This is a genomic window from Paenibacillus nitricinens (assembly GCF_052056485.1).
Taxonomy (GTDB): Bacteria; Bacillota; Bacilli; order Paenibacillales; family Paenibacillaceae; genus Paenibacillus_AQ; species Paenibacillus_AQ nitricinens.
Window position 1 is genome coordinate 2,018,724 of the sequence record NZ_CP183948.1, and the last position, 23,151, is coordinate 2,041,874.

At 40.5% G+C, this 23,151-nt stretch carries 20 protein-coding genes; 17 read left to right on the top strand and 3 right to left on the bottom strand.

From position 1 onward, the window contains the following. Positions 1-143 precede the first annotated feature (143 nt). From ACN6KS_RS08780 to ACN6KS_RS08835, 12 genes are all read left to right on the top strand, one after another. Complete coding sequence (locus ACN6KS_RS08780; RefSeq protein ID WP_094870384.1) at positions 144-362, top strand: spore coat associated protein CotJA; 219 nt, start codon at positions 144-146, stop codon at positions 360-362. Positions 363-365: 3 nt separating this feature from the next. Then, positions 366-632, top strand: a complete 267-nt coding sequence (locus ACN6KS_RS08785) for a spore coat protein CotJB (protein ID WP_094870385.1) — start codon at positions 366-368, stop codon at positions 630-632. 50 nt (positions 633-682) lie between these two features. Then, on the top strand, positions 683-1,252 hold the full coding sequence (locus ACN6KS_RS08790) for a manganese catalase family protein (protein WP_042186391.1): 570 nt from the start codon (positions 683-685) through the stop codon (positions 1,250-1,252). Positions 1,253-1,436: 184 nt separating this feature from the next. Beyond that, positions 1,437-1,796 carry an MmcQ/YjbR family DNA-binding protein gene (locus ACN6KS_RS08795; RefSeq protein ID WP_094870387.1) on the top strand — a complete coding sequence of 120 codons (360 nt, stop codon included), beginning with the start codon at positions 1,437-1,439 and terminating at the stop codon, positions 1,794-1,796. After that, positions 1,797-3,176, top strand: a complete 1,380-nt coding sequence (locus ACN6KS_RS08800; RefSeq protein ID WP_094876243.1) for an MATE family efflux transporter — start codon at positions 1,797-1,799, stop codon at positions 3,174-3,176. A gap of 455 nt (positions 3,177-3,631) precedes the next feature. Beyond that, the gene (locus tag ACN6KS_RS08805) at positions 3,632-3,880 is read left to right on the top strand and encodes a phosphopantetheine-binding protein (protein ID WP_042186399.1); all 249 of its coding nucleotides are present in this window, start codon (positions 3,632-3,634) and stop codon (positions 3,878-3,880) included. A gap of 285 nt (positions 3,881-4,165) precedes the next feature. Beyond that, the gene (locus ACN6KS_RS08810; RefSeq protein WP_440961811.1) at positions 4,166-5,995 is read left to right on the top strand and encodes a DUF1611 domain-containing protein; all 1,830 of its coding nucleotides are present in this window, start codon (positions 4,166-4,168) and stop codon (positions 5,993-5,995) included. A gap of 19 nt (positions 5,996-6,014) precedes the next feature. Continuing rightward, positions 6,015-6,803: a hypothetical protein gene (locus tag ACN6KS_RS08815; RefSeq protein ID WP_060624587.1), complete on the top strand. Its 789-nt coding sequence runs from the start codon at positions 6,015-6,017 to the stop codon at positions 6,801-6,803. Positions 6,804-6,859: 56 nt separating this feature from the next. Then, a complete protein-coding gene (locus tag ACN6KS_RS08820; protein ID WP_440961812.1) occupies positions 6,860-8,662 on the top strand; it encodes an ABC transporter ATP-binding protein in 1,803 nt (600 codons plus the stop codon). Between the two features lie 3 nt (positions 8,663-8,665). Next, positions 8,666-10,450 (top strand): ABC transporter ATP-binding protein, encoded by a 1,785-nt coding sequence (locus ACN6KS_RS08825; protein ID WP_440961813.1) that lies wholly within the window; start codon positions 8,666-8,668, stop codon positions 10,448-10,450. A gap of 42 nt (positions 10,451-10,492) precedes the next feature. Beyond that, positions 10,493-11,572, top strand: a complete 1,080-nt coding sequence (locus tag ACN6KS_RS08830; protein WP_440961814.1) for a hypothetical protein — start codon at positions 10,493-10,495, stop codon at positions 11,570-11,572. Positions 11,573-11,802: 230 nt separating this feature from the next. After that, positions 11,803-12,336 carry a manganese catalase family protein gene (locus ACN6KS_RS08835; RefSeq protein WP_440961815.1) on the top strand — a complete coding sequence of 178 codons (534 nt, stop codon included), beginning with the start codon at positions 11,803-11,805 and terminating at the stop codon, positions 12,334-12,336. 91 nt (positions 12,337-12,427) lie between these two features. Here ACN6KS_RS08835 and pgmB read toward each other — a convergent pair whose 3' ends face one another. Together pgmB and ACN6KS_RS08845 are read right to left on the bottom strand one after the other, a co-directional pair. Next, a complete protein-coding gene (pgmB, locus tag ACN6KS_RS08840) occupies positions 12,428-13,126 on the bottom strand; it encodes a beta-phosphoglucomutase (RefSeq protein ID WP_440961816.1) in 699 nt (232 codons plus the stop codon). Between the two features lie 20 nt (positions 13,127-13,146). Then, complete coding sequence (locus ACN6KS_RS08845) at positions 13,147-15,435, bottom strand: glycoside hydrolase family 65 protein (RefSeq protein ID WP_440961817.1); 2,289 nt, start codon at positions 15,433-15,435, stop codon at positions 13,147-13,149. A 111-nt stretch (positions 15,436-15,546) separates the two neighbouring features. On the opposite strand from ACN6KS_RS08845, the gene ACN6KS_RS08850 reads away from it, so the two are divergent. From ACN6KS_RS08850 to ACN6KS_RS08865, 4 genes are all read left to right on the top strand, one after another. Next, the gene (locus ACN6KS_RS08850) at positions 15,547-16,305 is read left to right on the top strand and encodes an AraC family transcriptional regulator (RefSeq protein WP_440961818.1); all 759 of its coding nucleotides are present in this window, start codon (positions 15,547-15,549) and stop codon (positions 16,303-16,305) included. 158 nt (positions 16,306-16,463) lie between these two features. Continuing rightward, the gene (locus ACN6KS_RS08855) at positions 16,464-17,345 is read left to right on the top strand and encodes an AraC family transcriptional regulator (protein ID WP_440961819.1); all 882 of its coding nucleotides are present in this window, start codon (positions 16,464-16,466) and stop codon (positions 17,343-17,345) included. A gap of 134 nt (positions 17,346-17,479) precedes the next feature. Beyond that, a complete protein-coding gene (locus ACN6KS_RS08860; RefSeq protein ID WP_094870395.1) occupies positions 17,480-18,904 on the top strand; it encodes a 6-phospho-beta-glucosidase in 1,425 nt (474 codons plus the stop codon). Positions 18,905-19,003: 99 nt separating this feature from the next. Further along, positions 19,004-20,935: a beta-glucoside-specific PTS transporter subunit IIABC gene (locus ACN6KS_RS08865; protein ID WP_094870396.1), complete on the top strand. Its 1,932-nt coding sequence runs from the start codon at positions 19,004-19,006 to the stop codon at positions 20,933-20,935. Positions 20,936-21,542: 607 nt separating this feature from the next. Here the strand turns inward: ACN6KS_RS08865 and ACN6KS_RS08870 are convergent. Continuing rightward, positions 21,543-22,232, bottom strand: coding sequence for a Crp/Fnr family transcriptional regulator (locus ACN6KS_RS08870; protein WP_440961820.1), 690 nt, complete (start codon positions 22,230-22,232; stop codon positions 21,543-21,545). Positions 22,233-22,311: 79 nt separating this feature from the next. On the opposite strand from ACN6KS_RS08870, the gene ACN6KS_RS08875 reads away from it, so the two are divergent. Next, positions 22,312-23,061 (top strand): HAD-IIB family hydrolase, encoded by a 750-nt coding sequence (locus ACN6KS_RS08875; RefSeq protein ID WP_440961821.1) that lies wholly within the window; start codon positions 22,312-22,314, stop codon positions 23,059-23,061. Positions 23,062-23,151: the final 90 nt, after the last annotated feature.

Below are 23,151 nucleotides of genomic sequence, written 5' to 3' on the forward strand. Positions count from 1 at the left end.
TCGTGTAATTACACGAAAAGTACAAGCCTGGGAGCTTTTTTTGTAAATAACGTTTTATATTGTGTTCTGCTGTCATAAGTTAGCTAAGGAAGCTATGTTCAGAGTCTTCAAAAAAGGAACAGGAACAAAGGAGGTACTAAAAGATGGAATCACAGGTACGGAGGTACACCCCCTTTAGGGGCCCATTTGATCCTTGCCCGCCGGTGCCGTTTAAGACTTATGTAGTTCCACCCAATCAATTTGTTAATTTTCAGCCGCCAGATTTACCTCAGTTTAGTTTGCAGGAGGCTCTAAGGTATGGCACGTTATGGCCAGCATTTTACAGTCCGTATGAATCCAAGTGCAAAGGAGGAGGAAAATAGATTATGGAGGCAAATCCTTGCGATCAACGTTATTATGAATTGCTTGAGCAGCTGCAGACACTTGACTTTGCCTTAGTGGAGTTGAACTTATATCTAAATACTCATCCTGATGATTTGAGAAGTATTGAACAATTTAATCAGCTGACTCAGGAACGTACCAAGCTAGCGAATCAATTTCAGGAATTATATGGTCCGCTGCAGAATTTTGGCCGCGCTTATTCGAAATGTCCGTGGGAATGGAATCAGACGCCTTGGCCTTGGCAGGTATAAGAAGCGTGTACTGTAAAGAACTAAGTTTCTAGAGGAGGGGAAGTTCCCGAATGTGGATATATGAGAAGAAGCTGCAATATCCGGTACGGGTCGGCAAATGTGATATCCGGATGGCGCGTTATTTAAGTGAGCAATACGGAGGAGCAGACGGCGAGCTGGCCGCAGCCCTGCGCTATATGAATCAAAGATACACGATACCGGATAAAGTTATTGGCGTTTTGAACGATATTTCTACAGAAGAATTCGCCCACCTCGAAATGATTGCTACCATGATCTACAAGCTGACAAAGGACGCGTCGGTATGCGAATTAGAGGAAGCTGGATTAGGTCCTCATTTTGCCGCGCATGATCATGCCCTGTTCTATAATAATGCCTCAGGCGTACCGTTTACGACGGCTTATATTCAAGCTAAGGGTGACCCACTGGCAGATTTGTATGAGGACATTGCTGCGGAAGAAAAGGCCCGGGCTACATATCAGTGGCTGATTGACATGACAGATGATGTGGATCTGCAGGATAGCCTCAAGTTCCTGCGGGAGCGGGAGATCATCCATGCGATTCGGTTTAAAGAAGCCGTGCAGATTATTATTGATGACCGGAATCAGAAGCGGGTATTCTGAGGGAAGTTGTAACGTTACTATTATTCATATATCAATGAACTTTATGACCGCTCTCGATGGAGACGGTCTTTTCTCTGTTAAAATGATCTTCTTCTCTTTGTGAGGGTGAACAAAATGATATAATTAAGAAACGTGGTTAAAGGCAGAGATGATCATATTGTTGATCAGCGAAGGAGAGAGAGATTTGAAGAATAATATCATCGAATACTGTTTGAAAAAGAAAGGAGCGACTCAAGAGCATCCGTTTGGCCCCACTCCATTGGTCATCAAAGTAGCTGATAAAATGTTCGCGCTTATTTTTGAGGAAACAGGGAAGGTCGTTCGCTTAAATCTAAAATGTGACCCGATCATTGCGGAAAACCTTAGAGAGCAACATGAGAGCGTTCAACCGGGATTTCATATGAACAAAAAACACTGGAATTCAATCATGATCGATGGTTCCTTGTCAGAGTCGGATGTCTTTGACATGATAGACCATTCCTACGATATGGTTGTCAAAAAGCTTCCTAAAAGCCTGCGAGAAGCTATAGTGGAATTGAATTAAATGAATAATCAAATGAAGGATCGTTTTGCCAAGCAAAGTATACCCAAGCTTATTTTCTTATTGGCTATTCCTGCCGTTATAGCTCAGCTAATCAATGCCATGTACAGTGTAGTTGATCGGATGTTCCTCGGAAGAATGGAGGAGGGGGGGACGCTAGCCTTATCCGCTATAGGTATATCTTTTCCGATTATTATGTTGATTTCAGCATTTGCTGCTCTAATAGGAGCTGGTGGGGCACCCCTAGCTTCCATAAAGATGGGCGAAGGAGAACATAAAAAAGCAGAAGAATTACTGGGAAGTTGTTTTACTATGCTGCTGATGGCATCCATAATCCTAACTGCTTTGTTTCTTATCTTTAAGTCGCCATTCTTAACGTTATTCGGGGCGAGTCACGATACATTGCCGCTAGCCGACGATTTTTTAAGCATTTACCTTCTAGGAACTGTGGCGGTGCTCATTTCTTTAGGATTGAATCCATTCATTGCAGCACAAGGATACGCCAAAACAGCCATGCTCACGGTATGCATTGGAGCGGTTGTGAATATCGTCCTTGACGCCATTTTTATTTTTGAGATGAATATGGGCATTAAGGGTGCAGCGTTGGCAACTGTAATTGCCCAATTTATTTCGGCGATTTGGGTATTGGGGTTCTTAATCTCTAAACGTGCGCATCTGCGCTTGCGTCTATCGAATATGCGCATTAAACCTAAAGAAGCTGCAAGTGTACTTGCATTGGGGCTTTCTCCGTTTATTATGATGTCGACCGAAAGTTTAATTCAAATTGTATTTAACACTTCCTTAGCTAAATTTGGAGGCGATCTGTACGTTGCTGCCATGGGGATTATGGGCACGCTGATGCAAATCTTTGGAACATTGTTATCTGGTTTTGCGCAGGGGGCACAGCCTATTATTAGCTATAATTATGGAGCTCGCGATTTCGAACGTGTAAAATCCACCATTTTATATTGCAGTGTTTTTTGCGCAGCTTTCGGATTGTCGATGTGGGGCGTAGCCATTTTTGTTCCGAAGCTGCCCATTATCATTTTTACCAATAATCCTGAGCTTGTGGCTCTGACGGCTAGATTAATGAAGATATTTTTCCTTGGCACTTGTATTTTTGGTATTCAATTAGCGTTTCAACAAGTATTTATTGCTTTAGGACAAGCCCGGGTTTCTATTTTTATCGCAATCTTGCGTAAGATTATCTTGCTTATTCCATTAGTACTTTTGCTCCCGACATTTATTAGCCCGAAAACAGATGCGGTGATTATAGCTGAGCCTATTGCTGATTTTTGTGCGGCACTGACTTGCTGTGTTTTATTTGGACTCACGATAAAGAAGCTTTTTAAAGATAGATCTGATAAAGCTGGAATACTGTGAAGGTATCTTCGAATTTCAAGGTACGGGTGATTTTCACTAACGGACCTTTATAAGGACATTACGGCTGATCTGTACGCATTATTATTGTTGTTGGGAATTTAGAAGCGGCTGTTCTGAGAGTGGAACTAAAAGAATGAGTTATATTAAAAAGGTTCTTGTTAGCTTGGCTAACAAGAACCTTTTTATTGATATGTTTTTTTGGATTCTGGTATTAACACGTACAAGGTGAAGTGAAGACTATTTATCGAGTGATATTTGCTTCGATAAAAATTCAAGATAGCAAGGAACTCTATTTTCATTTCTAATGAGAATCAAGGATTAACCAATATTCCTAAAATAATCATGTTTATACTAATTTATTCATATAGTTTCCAAATAATTGTATTGTTAGAATATAAACAACAAATGTTTTTATTACCAATAATGTATCTTACTGAAAGGAAAGGATTTAGGGGGTGGCTAATATTAGAGAGAAGATAATATGTTGCTTAAGCAATATAGGGTGCATTATTAATGAAGATGAAGAAAATTTCACTATCGAAATTGAAGATTCAATAATGCTGATATCTTTCATAGTTGAACTAGAGGTTAATTTTGATATTGAAATACCAGATGAGCTTTTAACCTCTGGGAGATTTGAAAAGTGTAATGATGTGATAGAAATGCTAAGCCAACTTATTGAACGAGTAGATTCTAATTATTGATCGTATAATACACCGAAATAATCATAGGGATTTTGTACATAAACTCATGAATCTATTAAAATCATTTTTTTATGAAAGGAGGGAGTAGTTTGAAGAAAAAGCTGAAAAAACCTGGAATGAAAAATGTTTGTTCTATAAATCAAGTATTTGCGTTTGACGAAGGTATTAGCGATAAAGGCATTAGTGGCTTTAACTTCTAATTATTTATTATGGAGTAATAAAACAAAATAGTTCATGGAATATTTCGGTGTATTATAGGATCTCAAATTCTAAAGGAGTATTAGAATGAAGAATAAAGTAGTTATTATCGATAGTGGAGTTGATATTACCCATCCTAATTTTCGAGCTCTGAATATTGAATCCGGATTGAATTTCTGTAATGGATCAGAGAGGGAAATAATTGATGATATATTAGGCCATGGTACAGCAATAACTAGTATCATACATTCAATTAACCGAGAAGCTGATCTACACATATTAAAAATTTTCGACTACGAACTAGTAGCATATGAAGGAGTTTTGTTAGAAGCACTGAGGTATATTTTAAATAAAGATTATAAGGATTCAATTATACATATGAGCTTGGGTGTTAGTTATCTTAATGAAGAATTGTTTGATATCTGCTATAAATTACATCAAAAAGGAAATCTTATCATATCGGCTTTTGATAACTCTGGGGGTATATCTTATCCCGCCGCTTTTGATTTTGTAATAGGAGTAGAAGCGGCCCAATATTGTGTAAGAGCGAGTGATTTTTTTCTGCCTGAGGATGAAGTGGTTGATGTCTACTCTAAGGGAGGAGTACACAGAGTAGCTTGGATAGATAATAAGTCATCGATTAGACAAGGTAACAGTATATCGGCAGCGTATGTCACAGGTTATCTCTCTTTATGCCTGAGGGAGCATTCTGAAATAAGCAAGAGCAAAGCTCTTACATATCTGCAACAAGAGACGACACTTACTTCATTTGAAGGATATGATGAAGAACCACAACCACAAAGCAGAGTAATTGAGTCGAATGAATATCAAACTATTAAAAAAGCTGCAGTGTTTCCCTATAACAAAGAAATTTCAAATTTAATTCACTTTTCTGATCTTTTGCCATTTCGAATAGAGCAAGTTTGTAGTAGTAAATATATAGGGAATTTAGGTAAGGAAATAAAAAGTTTTGATGGGGATTATAAATATATCATAGAAAATATTGATAATATTTGTTTTGAAAATATAGATACGCTAATCATTGGGCATTTAACTGAATTGGAGAATATATCTGGTAAAAAAATAAAAGAAAAATTGCTGAACGACTGTTTGCTACATAGAGTAAATGTATTTTCATTAGATTCAATGGGTCTTAATAATTTTTATGAAAATTTTGAGAGAAAAGGAATTTCTCTAGTTACCCCAACGACTGTGATGAGTATGAAAAATAAAAATATTTTGAAAAAGAAACACGGTAAATTACATAAAATTAATGCACCGGTTATAGGTGTTTTTGGAACCTCAAGTAAGCAGGGGAAATTCACATTACAATTATTTCTTAGAAGTTTATTTTTGAAGAATGGTTATAAAGTTTCCCAGCTGTCAACTGAACCGACAGGGATATTATATGGTATGAATGAGACTATTCCCTTTGGTTTTAATAGTGATAATCAGCTCAATCAATATGAATTTATAAATTTAGTCAATGAATCATTGAGTAAGATGGATCAGAAAAATCCAGATCTGATTATTGCAGGTTCTCAATCTGCTACAGTAGCTCAATCTTTTAATCATTTGGGTAATCTCGCGGTAAAACAATTAGATTTTTTAATGGGTCTACTTCCAGATGGAGTTATTTTATGTATCAATCCAAACGATGAACTAGACTATATCAAGCGAACGATTCAGACGATAGAAAACGTGGTTCCGACAAAAGTAATTTGTATAGTGGTGTACCCATTTTATTATAAAAACGGATGGAATCACTTCAAAGGAACGCCAAATGAGTTGGAATTAGAAGATTTACTGAAAGTTAAGAAATACTATTGTGAAAATTTAGAAATTCCTGTCTTTTCATCGAAGGAGATTAATGAAGTTACGAGTATTTATGAATTAATTATCGATTATTTTTCTTAGATGGGTGGGAGGTTCTTGAGTGGTTTCTAGTACTTTGAATTTACGAGACGATGTTTTCTTTGAAACTCTTATCTTTCCAGCGATTTATTGGGTGCCGATTAGTGCGCTTGGAAAGACTCGATATACTAAACAGGATATAAAAATTAAATTTAGTAATATAGATCCTGAAGAAATTAGTAATATGATTTGTAATCCTTATGAACTTATTCAGTATATCCAGATAAATTGCTTTACAGAAAACCTTCAAGAACATGAATACAAAATAGTTGATAACAATGAATGGGAAATTCATAAAAATGGATACAAGGCGCTTAAAGATAACAATGGGTCTTGTGCATCTTTAGCTTCGATCTTTTATAACATTCTTTCAAAGTATTATTCTAACATAGGTAATCTGTGTGTTATGTCTAATTCTGGTGGAGGTCACGTCATTAATTATATATACACAAATGGATATTATTATTTTATAGATTTGTATGCGCAATTAGGCTGCTATGCTCCATTTATTCCCGTCGAGACAGGTGAGAAAAGAGATTTTGTTAAAACTTCATATATTACGGGTGGGTGCTTAAAAACAAGCTCAATCGACTCTTTTATTAAATACTTTGATAAATATACTAAGTTAAAAAAGAAGGAGTTTTTGTACTACACTTATAACATGCCAGTATGTCCTCCTGCTTCAATAACAGTGGAAAATGATTATTTAAGTTTATTATTACCTTACAATCACAATATAAAAATTATGAATAAAAATACGTTATCTAAGATTAAAGTTAGATTTGTAGAATTTAAAGATGAATCTGATTAATCATAAATATTCTTCAATTATCGAAAAATGCGTTCAGATAAGGGGAAGTTTCCGAAATGAGAACAAAATCTGTAACCTCCACTTGGCCCAGTATTCGCTATGTTCTCTCCACATCTTGGAATTACAGTAAACGTTCCATTATTTATTATTCTACAGTTACGCTTCTTACTGCTATGCAGCCCTTCCTTTTGATTCTATTTCCGAAATTTATTATAGATGAGCTGACGGGACAGCAAAGACCTCAGCAGTTTATCCTCTTAATTTCACTGATGTTTATAATACTGACTTTCGCTGGATATTTTACTGGATATTTGCAAAACCTGGGTTTAACCCAATTAATGAAAGTCGTTTTCAAACAGATCCATGCTCACACAGCACAAAATATGAACGTTGATTTCAAAAACACGGAAGATCCCGTTTATCTTAATCAGATGGAGCAGGCTAAGCGTTCCTTGCAAAGTGTGCAGAACGGTTTTCAGGGATTATTTCATACTTTTTTTGCATGTCTGGCTGGATTTCTCGCTTTCATCGGCTATCTAACAGTAATTGGAAGATTGAATTTAGGTGTGATTGTTTTTTTAATTGTAAGTATCGGGTGTTCTTATGGGTTATCTCTTCGTGCTAAACGCTATGAGTATAAACATGAACAACAGCTTTCGGAGTTGGAGAGGAAGAAAAAGTATTATTCAGATATTATGCAAGACTTTACTTTTGGTAAGGAAATTCGGATTAATTCTTTTAATAGTACCTTGGTGTTCCTATACAATTTAAGTGTTCAAAATAGACAGAAAATTCAGTCTGCTATCAGCAACTTTTATTTTAAGAGTGACTCATTGGATATTGTGATCCGTTTGTTCCGTGAGGGGATTGTATATGGTTATTTAGCTTATCTTTACCTTCACCAGAGGATCACTATAGGTGACTTTGTTATGTACACAACTGCTGTCGCTGGATTCTCTGGCGTTCTTCAGGGAATCATGAAAGATTTGGCTCATCTGCGTACACAGAATTTATACATAGAGGGACTCCGTAACTTTTTAGAAATAGAGCAGGGTGAGCAGGATGAAGGAACCTCGCTACCGCTTCCAAAAGGCCCCTATACCATAGAATTTAGAAAAGTCTCCTTTACCTACCCAGGAAGTAATCATCCAGTGTTTAATAAAATATCCTTCATCATACCGCCCCATCAGCGGCTTGCTATCGTGGGTCATAATGGTGCTGGCAAGACAACGCTTATCAAATTATTAAGCAGGTTGTATGAACCCGATAGTGGAGAAATTATGCTAAATGGAATCAATATCAAACGTTTTGCCAAAACGGATTTCTGGAAGTTATTTTCCACGGTATTTCAAGAAATTCACGTACTCGCGTTCTCGTTAGCAGAGAATGTCTCTCTAAAAGAACAAAGTGAGTCTGATTCTTTGAGAATTTATGACAGTCTTGAAAAAGCGGGACTTAGCGAAAAAGTCGCCTCATTGAAATTAGGCATACTCACCCCAATGCAAAAGTTATTGGATGATGAAGGTGTTGAGTTCTCTGGTGGGGAAAATCAAAGAATGATGTTGGCAAGAGCACTCTATAAGAATGGAGAATTGATTATTTTGGATGAGCCTACTGCAGCAGTTGATCCAATAGCAGAATTCAATCTGTATACAAAATTTAATGGAATGATTGGAGAGAGAACAGCATTATATATTTCCCACCGGTTGTCCAGCACAAGGTTCTGTGACCAAATACTGTATATGGAGCAAGGCGAAATTTCCGAAGCGGGTACTCACAATGAATTACTGGAACGAAGCGGAAAGTACAATCAAATGTATCAGATTCAAGCACAATATTATAAGGGGAGTGAAGCATAGTCTATGAATCCATTCCCTGCTCTGAAAAAGGACTGGAATGTGACCCTTTACTTTTGGAAGCTGGTACATTCCATGTCAAAATCGTACATCCCTCTGATGGTGTTTGCTTCTTTATGCAGCGCAATCTTCCCGTTTATAAACATAATCCTTCCCAAATATTTGATTGATGAATTGATGGGAGCTGGCCGAGAAATGAATATTATCCTCTGGATAGGAGTTTTGGTGGCAGGCAACGCTGTCTTTGGGTTACTTCAGAATTATCTTAACCAACACATTGAATTAGCTAATTTGTTGGTTATGGATAGGTTAGAGCTACATATTGGGCAGCATATTATGAATCTGGATTACGAGAGATTAGAGAATACTAAAGTACTGGATCTTAAAGAACAGGCGCTTGCTCCCATTCGACAGCAGGATGTTATACGTAAAATGTTGGATAGTATGAAGAATTTGCTGCAAACAATACTGTCCCTTTTGGGACTAGCGGCCTTAATCTCAACGTTAAACATTGGAATTATCGTGGTGATTATGGGAATGATTCTACTCAATACGTTTATTTTTAAAAAGTCGCAACAAGCTCAATTCAATTTCCATAAATTATTGGCTCCTCTAAACCGTAAGTTTGGTTATTATTCCAAGTTGGCCGTTGACTTTTCCATGGCTAAAGATGTCCGTTTGTTTGGGATGGCTCCTTATTTACTGAATAAAGTGAATACATACCATAATGAAAGTGTTCGTGGTTTTGGCGCACTATATGAAAAGGTAGGGAGATATAAGGGACTGACTAGCGTTAATCTTCAATTACAAATGGTCATTATATACGCCTACATGGTTGTGAAAGTAGTTACAGGTAAAATACAAATTGGTGGTTTTGTTATGTATATTTCCGCCGCCAATAGCTTTTCTGCTCAAGTGTCGCTGGCAATGAATGCTTATGTTGAGTTTCGACAAATGTGTAAGTACATTGAGGTGTTTAGAGAATTTGAGAGCTTAAGACCAGCAATGAGAACCGGACAAGGTAGAATTGAGAAATTCATGGATGTTGAGATTGAATTTTGCAATGTATCTTTTAAATATGCAGGGAATGAGAAATATTCATTAAAAAATGTGTCACTGACCATAAAGAACGGTGAAAGATTGGCCGTAGTAGGTCAAAATGGTGCGGGTAAATCGACCTTTATTAAGCTACTCTGTCGATTGTATGAACCCGATCAAGGTGAGATTCTTCTGAATGGAAGATCCATTCAAGAATATCGATATGATGAATATATGAAAATTTTAGGCGTTGTTTTCCAAGATTATAAGTTATTTTCATTTTCGATTAAAGAAAACTTATGCTTGAAGGATAGCGGAATATCAGAAAAAGAAATAGAAGAAGTTCTTAATCAAGTAGGACTGGAAGACAAAATGAAGCGCTTGGACAAAGGTATAGATACCCAGGTACATAAAATCTTTGATGAAAAAGGGACAGACTTTTCGGGCGGTGAGAGTCAGAAAGTAGTAATTGCTAGGGCTTTACTCAAAAAGTCACCTATTCTTATTCTGGACGAGCCTACAGCTGCATTGGACCCTTATGCGGAATCTGAGATGTACAACAACTTTAATCTTCTTACGGAAAATCGCACCGTTATTTATATTTCACATCGTTTATCTGCTTGTAAATTTTGTGATAAGATCGCTGTGTTTAACAATGGAGAATTAGTGGAGTATGGTTCTCATCATCAGTTGCTGTTGGATCAGCAGGAGTACAGCTCGATGTGGAAAGCTCAAGCGCAATACTATCAATAGGTTTATGTATGACAATCCAAGATAAAGTAGGGAGGTACAAAAATGACTAGATATATCTTGCCTGTAAATCTCGATGTAGACATGAATATCAATTGTTTTGATTATTATAAATTGAGTATGATTTTATCTAACAAAGAATTAATACCTTGGTATATTGAACGTTTTATTGGATTACAAGTAGATCAACATTTTGAATGTAGTTACTATGAATTAGGTTCATCCAGCCCGACTGAGTACGAATTTGTATTTGATGAAGTTTTATCAACAACAAGAATTATCCTTGGGAAAGATACAATTTTGGACGCTACACTAAAAGCACTTAAAGAAAAAAAATATGTACTATTAACACTTAATCAAAAGTACTTCAGAGAATACCACAAAGTAAGAAATTTAGATTCTGTGCATGGAACTATGTTCGTCGGTTATGACGAGGAAACTGAATTATTGTATTTTTTGGAGAACGTTGATAATAAGTGGAGTTTGGAAAGTTTAAATTTTTCTGATCTTGAACAATCGTTTCACTCTTCTTTAGAAATTATATTAAAAGATGATTATGTGGACTCATGGTTACTTTTTCTATCGAGGGTAGGCGAACCTGCATCTACTTTTGAAGTTAAAAATAATTTTAATAGACAGGTAAGGTTAAATATTATTTATGATACTTTGATTCATTATTTGAACGGTGTTGAAAATATATCTCGTGATTCAAGATTCTATCGCTGGAATGGAATAGCTATTTATAAAGCTTTTTATCAAAATCTTACTGAAATTCTATTGAACAATGATCTTCACGAATACTTTAAGCCGTTTAGAATACATAATATTGAAAAGGGTATGAGAAGATTATTAGAAAACAAGCGAGGTCTTATATACCGAGCCAATTACTTAGTAGAATCATTGCGTATAGAATGCGATGAGACGCTTGTAAAGGATTTAAGAGATCTCTATAGTTTATTAGAAACTGGAGTTGCATTATACTCAAAGTTTTTTCGAAAACAAGATAAGAAGATAATTGAGAGAGCTAATGTTAATTTGAAGAGAGCTGAAGAATTAGAATGTATTATCCTTTCGCAATTATCAAATAGTATTTTAAATCATATAAAATTAAACATAGGCCATTAAACAAAAGATATGAGCAATATAGTTGCGGTCTGAGGGTTCCAGCTAGGGAGTAATGTTTTGTGATGCTCTACCAGGAAGTTGGTCTCTAAGGATTGCCTCCAGTTCGTCAGTGGAACGCGGGTTACGTGACGGGTGCCGACTTAAGCACTCTAGACGTGGTAAGGATGCTGGAGGAAGTCAGCAAAGTTTCGACGATGCTGAAAAGATAGCCACTCGTGGAGGATGAGATTTTGTTACAATTCCTGTACAGCCCCATCGGCGTTCACATTGCTGAAATGGGGTTTGAGGATTCGGACGTGCAGCGGATTATGAAGGCGATTTCCTGGCTCCACGACAACTTCTCCAGCAAAGGAAAGTTGCAGACTTGGACGAGCTGGTACTATGAATGGGACCTCGTTTCACAAGCATTGGCATTTACTTCGATGAGCCTGTTGCAATACCAAAAAGCGCTGTGTCTCCGTGAAGCGAGAAGTCTGATGCTATCCAGCTTGATGGATGCGACCACTGTATGTCAGCTAGTAGGGTATGTGAGCAACTCTCAATTTAGCCGAGATTACAGTCGTTTTTTTGAAAGCCTGCCGATCAGAGATATTGCGAGAATGCGTCTACGGGCTACATACCAGTGGCTGATTGTAATGACGGATGATGTGGATCTACAGGATAGTCTTAAGTTCCTGAGGGAACGGGAGTGTGTGCCTACACTGAGGTTTAAGGAAGTGGTGCAGATTATTATTGATGATCGAAATCAGAAGCGGATTTTCTGAAAAGTATATTTCAAACCAAAGCCGGCAAGCTTCCCTTAGGAGCTTGCCGGCTTAGTTCGTAACTTACATATATTTAGACTGGGATACCCAATTATTTAGTTACTCTATTCTTATTAGCGAATTGCTGGTTTAGCTCGGAGTAGTTAAGTTCAGCAGTGTTGTTCAAGTTCATATCAGCGATGGACAAGCTCTCCTGTAAGGAGATATATACAGCGAACATACCTGCCGCTTTGATCGCTTCCACCCCGGCGACTGCGTCTTCAACCCCGACGCAAAATTGCGGATCTACACCAAGCGCATCGGCGGCGGTCAGGAACACTTCCGGGTCTGGTTTGTTGCGGGCAAGCTTGGCGGCATCTACAATAACTCCGAAGTCTTTCTCCATACCTAGAAGGCAGATAACTGTAAAGGCGTTTTTGCTTGCGGAGGCAATGCCAGTCTTCACTCCGTGGGATTTCAACTCGGCGAGAAATTCAGAAATACCAGGCAGCACATCGGCCGGAGTTACCTGCTGAATAAGCTGCTGGTAGAACTCATTTTTACGAGTAGCCATTTCCTCCATCTCTTCGGGAGAGTAGGTGTGCGTGTGCGGAGTTGCTGCTTGTCCAAGCAGCAACTCCAGTGAGGCTATGCGTGATACACCTTTGAGGTTCTCGTTGAACTCTCGGGTGAACGGGAGGCTCAGCTCTTTCGCGATCATACCCCAAGCCTGATAATGATATTCTGCGGTATCGGTAATAATGCCGTCCAGATCAAAGATTACGGCTTGAATTTGAGAGGGTGCATTCATTGTATTGTGCTCCTTATGAATTAGGCTTGTAGTGCTTGAGTTACTGGCTTGTCGTTGCCCAGAGTCACCGATTGGCCGTAGAGAATTAGATCCAGTGCTTCACCCTCTAGCAATTCAAGCTCCACGCCTTCCTCGCGAATGGTTACAGCAATGAGACGCCCGCGGAAGGTGAGGCGGAAATTGTATTTCTGCCAGCCAGTAGGTAGGGACGGAGCGAGCGATAAGCCATTTTCCTTGAGTCGTGTTCCGGCAAAACCGTACACAATAGCCATCCACGTTCCACCCATATTGGCGAGATGTAATCCATCTTTGGTGTTTCCGTGTGTATTGTCGAGATCCAGCCGAGCAGTCTCGATAAAGTAGTTATACGCCTTGTCCTTATACCCGATTTTCGAGGCCATAATGCTGAATATGCAAGAAGATAGGGAAGAGTCATGAGTAGTGATTTGCTCATAATAATCATACGACTTGCGAATGGTTTCTAGCGACTGCTCGTCTTCCAGCAAGTAATGAGCCAGTACGGTATCCGCTTGCTTACAGACCTGATAACGGTACAGGGTAAGCGGGTGGTAATGCAGCAGCAGCGGATGTTTCTCCGGTGGTGTGTTCTCGAAATCCCAGACCGCTTTGCGTAAGAAAGTATCATCCTGTGGGTTAATGCCCAGCTTCTCGTCGTAAGGGAGGAACATGGCATTCGCCGCTGTCAGCCAGCTATCCGCTTCCTGTTCAGTAACATGCAGACGGATACACAGTGCTTGAAATGCAACCTTGTCATACTCCTGAAGTCGAGCGAAGCTGCGTGCCGCCCATTTCAAATTATGTTTGGCCATTACATTGGTGTAATAGTTATTGTTCACCAGACAAGTGTACTCATCTGGACCGGTTACTTCGTCAATGTGGAATTTACCTTCGTAAAAATGACCGATTTCCATCCACAGCCGCGCCGTCTCAAATAGCACCTCTGCGCCGTATTGGAGCAAGAAGGCGTCATCTTCTTCCGCGAGATGATATTGGATATAGCTGTAGGCTACATCGGCACTGATATGATATTGGGCTGTGCCGGATGGGAAGAAAGAGGAACATTCCGTACCTGAGATCGTCCGCCATGGGAACAGTGCCCCTTGGGCATGGCCCATCTCTTTAGCCCGTTCTCTTGCTTCCTCCAGCTTGGAATACCGGTACAATAGGAGCTGCCGGGCCAAGTCAGGAGAAGTCATTAGGAACACAGGGAACATGTAAATTTCCGTATCCCAGAAATAATGACCCTCGTATCCTTCTCCGGATAAACCTTTGGCAGAGATATTGCTGTGCGCGTCGCGTCCGGCAGATTGCAACAACTGATAAAGGTTGAAACGTATGCCCTCCTGAAGTGATGAGTCGTTCTCAATCCCTACATCGGAACGCTTCCAGAAGTCAGCTAAATATTGCTCCTGCTGTTCCAGCATGTCTTCAAAGGAATGGTTCTGGAGTGATTCCTGTACCTGAATTCCTCTATCTACAAGACCTTGTTCATGGCGTAGTGTATCCGTATAAACATTCCATTTGGTCAAAGACATCGGACTGGATATAGATGCGGTTGCTGTTACTGTAGCATTGGTTTCTCCAGCTTGAGTTTCAACCTGCCAATCACCGTCCCATTCATGACGGGTGACACAGGAGGTCCGCAAACCGGAAGCCATCGTCTCATTCTCCAGGCATACATATTCATCGCGAACATCAGACGCTACTACACTTAGGCGTTTGGCATGGCCAGCAGCAACACGTGGATCATTCGGATTCGTATAATTGCTAACATCGCCGTTTACCCGGGATACAACTTGAATTGGACCACTGAAATTAACAGGCTCAAGCGTAAGATGAATAGCAAATAGTTCACGAGTAGTAAAAGAAACGAGTCTCCGGAAATGCAGCTTGAGTTCTTTACCGGAGGGGGATTTCCAGTGGATTTTACGCTCCGAATAGCCCTTGTCCATGTGGAGGTTACGCTCATAAGCAAGCACATTCTCTTCAGTAAGTGCAAATGGCTCCTTATCTTCGCCTATATAAATATTTATCTCTTGGGAATCAATAATATTAACTAGTTTTTGCTGGGTACCTGGAAAGGCAAACAGCTTCTCCCCATAGGGAATGTCAATCACATCGTGAAAAGCGTTCAAATACGTACCGCGGATACTACGGATTTCATTATCGGAATAGCCTTCTTCAAAATTTCCACGCACGCCCAAATATCCGTTCCCCAGCGCAAAAATACTTTCCAAATTTAGCAAGGTATCTGCTGATAACCCTTGATTAGCAATGCTCCAGCTCATGCTTGTGTTTCCTCCCTTGATGGTTATGAATTGAATTTTAAGTCCGAAAGAGCTAAAATTATACTAAATTATTTAGCATATTATCAAAATTTTTAGGTGAGGTTAATAAGTATGGATCAACTTAAAGGACTTAAAGGACAACATAAACTACCGGAATATTGGTCCACACGTTCTGTGGATCTGACAGAGGGATTTGTCCATCCTCCGCTTGATTATGAACATGAGCTTTTGGAAGCTATCCGACTGGGAGACGAGAACCGGGCACTCGAAGCACTGCATAGAATTAACGCAATGGAAGCCGCTACGCTAGCCCGATATCCGCTGCGCTCCAAGAAAAACGCTATGATTGCATCCTGCACCTTGTTTACACGTGCGATTATCCGCGGTGGTGTTGACCCTGAGACAGCATTTCAGCTGAGTGATACGTTCATCCGTGCAGTGGAAGCTTCGACGGAGCTTGATGCACTTCATCGATATGAATATGAAATGGTCCTGCAATTCATCACAGTGATGCGGCAGCAGAAGGAGAACCTTCACTATTCACATATTGTCAATCTATCCATATATTTTATACGCGAGCATCTGTTTCAAGATTTGAACCTTAGCTTGATTTCCGGACATGTCGGTGTGCATCCCAGTTATTTGTCCGACCGCTTCAAGCGTGAAACGGGTATGCCGCTCACGGAATTTATCAACCGGCGTAGAATTGAGGAATCGCAGTCGATCCTCATTCATACGAATCAGTCTATTTCCGAAATCGCTTTAATGTTTAAATTTTGCAGCCAAAGTTACTATACACAGTTATTTAAAAAATACACTGGCCTGACCCCCAAGCAGTTTCGCCGGGACGGTGGGGCAAATACGAAATGAGAGAAGTTAGATCACTACCGATCCTCAAATGGCTATCCTTACTTCCCTAATTGGGTACTGGATAGCTCTTTTTTATGTTAAGTATCAGTGACATCCTCGCCTTTATCCGTGATAAATGAGATTATTAATCCACTAAATTAAGTTAGAGAGATGATAAGATGGCCATTTATTTGGAATTCCCACGACTGGATAAAGCCTTTCCGTACCGCTGTATTGAGAATGACGGCAATATATTGACTACACCGCATTGGCACAAGGAAATGGAGATTATCTGGATTGTAAAAGGAAAAGTGAACCTTGGAGTAAATGACCAGCCGATGCAGCTCAAAGAAAATGAGTTCGTCTTCATCAAAGGTGGAGACATTCATTATGTGATGGCTTCACCTAAAAGTGAGCGGCTGGTCTTCCAATTTGACCTTAGTTTTTTTCAGGACGTGATGATTCTGAACAACACACCTTTTACGCTGAAGGAGCTGTTTGCCTCAATTGAACCGTATTCCACGTACTGGCGGCCAGAGGTTCAGAAAAAGATTCTTCAGTTATTGAATGAGCTATATCAGGAAGGCAAGACGCAGCAGATCGGTTACGTATATGCCATTAAAAGCCTTTTATGTGAGCTGATCACTGTGATGTATCGCGAACTGGATCATTTTAAACCGCGTATGGTCAGCAATAAGCCTTATTCCCGTGAAATTCTTGAGCAGTTGTCCATGGTCTTCCAGTATGTGGAGAAAAACTATACCCATCCTATAAAACTTGAGGATGCTGCCAAAATTCTGGGCTTCACCCCATCGTATTTCACAAAATTCTTTAAGAAGCATACCGGCAAAACTTTTGTCACCTTTTTGAACGAATATCGGATTGATAAAGCGAAATGGATTCTCCTCAATGAAGATGATCCTGTGACGGAGATCGCCGGCAAGGTGGGCTTCGGAAGTACTAAGACCTTCTATCGTTTGTTTAAGGAAAGTATTGGAATTGCGCCTCTGCAATATAAAAGCTCAACCATCAAAGGTGCCTTTGGACAGGACCAAATATGAGAACAATTTGACAAAATCAAGGGATTCAATCTTTCGTAGCAAGCCTTATTATAGGCATAGGCAACTAAAGAAAACAGGCTGGGTGCTCATCAATGAGAGCATTTACAAATTGTTAGCAACTTGGAGGTTTTATCATGAAATTATCCCGAGATTTCTTGTGGGGCGGCGCTATTTCGGCTATACAGACCGAGGGTGCGTATTTAGAGGATGGCAAAGGTCTATCTAATTTTGACGTACTGCCTATGAATGACCGTCGTTTAAAAGACGTTATGATGGACGAAGATAATATTTTTACAGAAGAAGGCCAACATTATCCGAGCCATACCGGGATTCATTTCCGAGAACATTACAAAGAGGATATCGCATTGCTGGCGGAAATGGGCATCAATTCTTTTCGATTCTCTATCTCTTGGCCGCGCCTATTTCCGAATGGGGATGAAGCTACTGCGCTGGAGTCAGGCCTCGCGTTTTATGAGAGCATATTGGACGAGCTTGAGAAATACAACATTGAGCCAGTGATTACGATCTCTCACTTTGACTTGCCGATGCATTTGGTGGAACATTACGGGGGCTGGGCGAATCGCCAAGTGGTTGGCTTTTACTTAAATTACGCTAAGGCGCTGCTTCACCGATTTGGGCACCGAGTAAAATACTGGATCCCTTTTAATGAGATGAATATGGTTTTGCATATTCCTTTTATAGGCGGGGGCTTAACCTTTACTGCGGAAGATAACAAGCTGGAGAAAAAATATCAGGCAGCGCATCATCAGCTTCTGGCTAACGCTCTGACCGTGGAAGCGGGCAAGCAAATGGTTCCGGGCATTCAGTTCGGCTGTATGCTAGCGGCTGGCAAGACCTATCCATATACATGCAAGCCGGAGGATGTATTCGCTTCTCTGGAAAGTGACAAACATACACTGTTCTTCTCCGATGTACAGGTATACGGCAAATATCCAAATTATATCGCACCCTATTTTGCGAAGCACAAGATCAACATTCATACGGAACCGGAAGATTTTGAAATCCTCAAGAACCATACAGTAGACTTTGTCTCCTTCAGTTATTACTCAAGTGCTTGTACAGCAGCTTCCACGGAAGGACTGGAGACTCGTCGTACGAATGGTTTTGAGACGGTGAAGAATCCTTATCTACCACCAAGTGGAAGTGTGTGGCAAATAGACCCGATTGGACTTCGTATAACAATGAATCAATTATATGATCGCTACCGGATTCCGTTGTTTATTGTCGAGAATGGCCTTGGCATCGCTGATGAACCAGATCAGGACTTTCATGTTCAAGATGATTACCGAATTGAATACCTATCCGATCATTTACGCAATATGAAGGATGCTGTAGAACAGGATGGAGTCGAGCTTATTGGTTATATGTCATGGGGTTGCATCGACTTGGTCAGTGTAAGTGAAGGCAAAATGTCCAAACGTTACGGATTTATTTATGTGGACGCTGATGATTATGGCAAGGGTACTTTTAAACGGTATAAAAAGGCCAGTTACCACTGGTATAAAAAGGTGATTGAATCAAATGGTGAGTGCCTCTAGAGAGGTCTCTATATACGTAGCAGCGGTCCTCTGGAAGAGGACTTGCGGCTCCGTTATTTTCAAAGGGCTCGAATGAAAACGGTTAAGGGGGAAGACCATATGAAAAAAGACTACAAACAAATCGCGGAACAAATCATATCTCTCGTCGGCGGGAAGGAAAACATCATTGACCTGGAGCATTGCATGACTCGCTTGCGGTTCCGTTTAAAAGACAATGATAAAGCCGACAAGGAACAGTTGAACGGCATGGAAGCGGTAGCGGGAGTAAACGTAACATCCGATCAATATCAGGTCATCATCGGCAATGAAGTAAATGCGGTCTATAAAGAAATTATTGATCTTAATGTGCAAAGTGCAGATGAGAGTGGTTCCGGTAAGTCTCCAGGGAACGGTAAAACCAAAGGAGTCCTAGGCCGGATCATTGATACGATTACCGGTTGTATGACACCAATGATTCCGGCGTTAACGGCTGCAGGGATGATCAAGGTCATTCTGTCGCTGTTGACCACCTTCGATCTGATGTCACCAGAAGCAGACACCTATCGAATCTTGGATATTATCGGGGATGCTGCATTCTATTTCATGCCGATTCTGTTAGCGGTTAGTGCATCCCGGAAATTCAAAGTCAATACTTCAGTTGCAGTTATCGTCGCAGGTGTTCTACTCCATCCTAACTTCTCTTCCTGGGTGGCTTCTAAAGATCCAATCTCCTTCCTGGGGATAACGGTTTCACCTGTCATATATGCAGCCTCAGTCATTCCTGTCCTGTTGACAGTATGGATGATGTCCTATATTGAGAAATATATAGATCGAATCGTTCCTAATATGCTGAAAATCCTGTTAAATCCAACGCTGCTATTGTTGATCAGCGCACCTTTGGCGCTAATCGTTGTCGGACCGCTCGGGAACTATGCCGGACAAGGACTGGCTTATGTGATTGAATTGATGCAAGGCACGCTCGGTTTTGTCATGGTAGCTCTCCTTGCTGCTGCTTTCCCGTTCATTGTTATGACTGGGATGCACCATGCGCTTACACCAATATTCATCTCTGCCTTTGCAGCTACCGGGCAGGAAGCCTTAATTCTGGTAGCTCAGATTTGTGCGAACCTTGCTCAGGCTGGAGCTACGTTAGCCGTTGCCATTCGCTCTAAGAGCAAGTCGATGAAGCAATTAGCTTCCGCTTCTTGGGTTTCTTCCACGATGGGCATCACCGAACCAGCTTTGTATGGTGTACTCTTGAAGTTGAAGAAACCGATGTTAGCCGCCGCTATCTCAGCGGGCATCGCAGGCTGCTTCGCGGGGATTGTACATGTAACTCTATATGTTCCGCAGAACAATATTATGGCTCTGCTTGCTTTTTCCGGTGAAAGAGGAACTTCAAACATTATTTATGGTGTGATTATGATTGTCGTTTCTTTTGTCGCAGCGTTTCTGCTGTCTCTCATGTTCGGCTTCAACGATGTTGAAGATAATACGCTGGTTGCAGCTGATGCTGCTCAGGAGTCCGGAAACAATCCTGTGCAAGATTCAGGGACCATTGAAGTAAACTCCAGTGCTATAGAAACGGACAAGGTTAATTCCGCATTGTTGACTAGTCCTATGTCAGGCAAGGTATTGCCGCTCTCAGCAGTGCCGGATGAGGCGTTCGCAAGTGAGGCGATGGGAAAAGGGTTGGCACTTGAGCCATCCTCCGGGCAGGTAGCTTCACCTATTGGCGGTATAGTAGCTACCCTGGCGAAATCGAAGCACGCGATTGCGATAGTAGGCCATGATGGTACAGAAGTACTGATTCATGTGGGGATAGATACAGTTAAGCTGAAAGGTAAATACTTCAATACTCGGGTTCAGCCGGGGGATACGGTGAATGCAGGTGACATCTTGATGGAAGTTGATCTGGAAAGCATCCGCCGTGAAGGCTTCAACATTATTACACCGATCATCATTACGAATACGACCGAAACGACAAAAGTCATAAATCAGGCGGGGACTTCTGTGAAGATAAACGAAAAGTTGGCCTTGGTTACACGTTAATAATAGGAAGTGATAGGGCCGATCCGGTTTTTAAGGATCGGTTCTTTGCTTTGTTTACTGGAGGAGGTGTCGCTGCTAAAGTTAATCTTTCCGTATACATCACATCATACATCCGTAAGCACCTGTTTCAGGATTTGCCCCTTGGGGGGGAGCTCCTGACATTTCAGTGTGCATTCTAGCGGTTTGTCTGAACCCTAATTGTTTCACTGGTACTGATGGGCAATTTTAATTGTAAAAAGTACAACTATATGAGGGTGTGCCTACTATTTTCGATTAATAAGTGTAATTCGTACAACTAAAAGTCCCGATCTCACTCCATTCTGTTCATTTTCGATTAAATAATTGTACAATGTGCAACTAAATGGGTGATAGCGTTGGATAGAGAGCTTTTAGATGTATAAAGTGCAACTGGGGGCTGCCGGGGCTGCTACACAGGTACGGGCAATCTAACTTTACATACCCTGGTACGAAGAGGAGAGGAGAGAAGAGAAGAGAAGAGAAGAGAAGAGAAGAGAAGAGGATCGATTTCCGTTTAGGATGACATCGATCCTTATATCTTCGATTATGCAGTTACCACAGTTGATGATTGGAATGATTAACAGTGTTCCTACTCATACCGTATTCCGTTAGACATTTCATCCAAACGCTCCCAGTCGAGGACGACAATTTCTTGCTTAACTTTATATAAGATCTCCATGTCGGTGAGTCGCTGAATAACACGGTTTAAATGGCGGGGAGTAGTCCCAATCAAAGAGGCTATATCTGGGATATATGGCGTTTGAATTTCTTTTCCAAACTCCCGTTGAAGCTGTATCGTTAATAAATAACTTGCGAGTCGTTCCTCTACAGCACCAAGTAAGTTCGTTCGTGAGGCGGATGTGCAGGTTAGAAGCTTGTAAGATAGATGTCTTAGCAATAAGTCTTTAAAACTGTGATTATCCATTAGGTCGGACTCAACCTTTTGTTTCGGGATAAATAAGAGGGTGGTTTGATGTTCGGCTTCTACTAGTGACTGGATCATAACCCCTTGCACGAACTCAATATCTCCAAATAAAGACAAGGGTGAGCAGAAACGTAATAACAAGGATTTTCCTGTCCCCACACTGGAAGAAACCTTAGTCCGTCCCTCCACTTGAAAATAAATTCCGTCCAGCTCATCGCCCTCACGCAAAATGATCTCATTCTGCTCGTAAACACGTATTTGGATCAAAGAATACATTGATTCAGGGAAAACTGCGTCTAGATTAAATTGTGTAATGTAATGTGATATAAGATTTGGATCATGAATAGATTTCATTGCGTACTCCTTTTTGGACATCGGTCCTTTCCATTATATATGAACTCGTTAAGATAGAGAAAAGGGGAGGATACAGACTATGAAATTTATTTTTGATTTAGATGGAACGATATACTTTAGCGGCAAACCTTTGAGTGAACGAATCGTACAAGCATTGGATGAACTTATTGAAAAAGGACATGAGGTCATCTTTGCGTCAGCCAGACCTATTCGTGATTTATTACCTGTGTTACCTGCCCATATGCATCATTATCCGATGGTAGGAGGGAATGGTGCGTTTATAGCAAAGGGTGGAGAGGTGATTTCAACCATACATTTTGACGCGCAGACTTCGGATCGTATCTTAGAGTTAATCGAAGAATTTGAAGCCACTTATTTGATTGATAGTCACTGGGACTATGCGTATTCGGGTTCCGACGACCATCCCATTCGGAGAAATGTAGATCCAGAACAACTCGCCAACAATGTTAGTCCATCTGAGCTAGATGAGATTGTAAAAGTAGTTTTTTTGAGCAGCCTGAACGGGGAACAGTTATTAGATCAGCTACATAGATTGCCTGTTGTGATTTATAAACATGGTCAAGAGGACATTATTGATATAAGCCCTAAAGGCGTAAACAAATGGACAGGACTACAACGATCAGGCATAGAACCGCAGCAATTTATTGCTTTTGGCAACGATGCTAACGACATAGAAATGTTTAGACAATCCGCACACTCGGTTTGTGTTGGCGATCATGCAGCGCTTAGTGAATTGGCAACGGAAAAAGTGAGCAACGAAGAAGAGGAGATTGTTAGAAAAATAATGGAGCTGGTGGGTGGGCTGTGATCTTCGATTAGTGGTGGTCATTAGCTCAGACGCCATTGTTGCATGCACCAAGCGTATGCAAATGTATGGATGGAGCTACGAATGCACCAT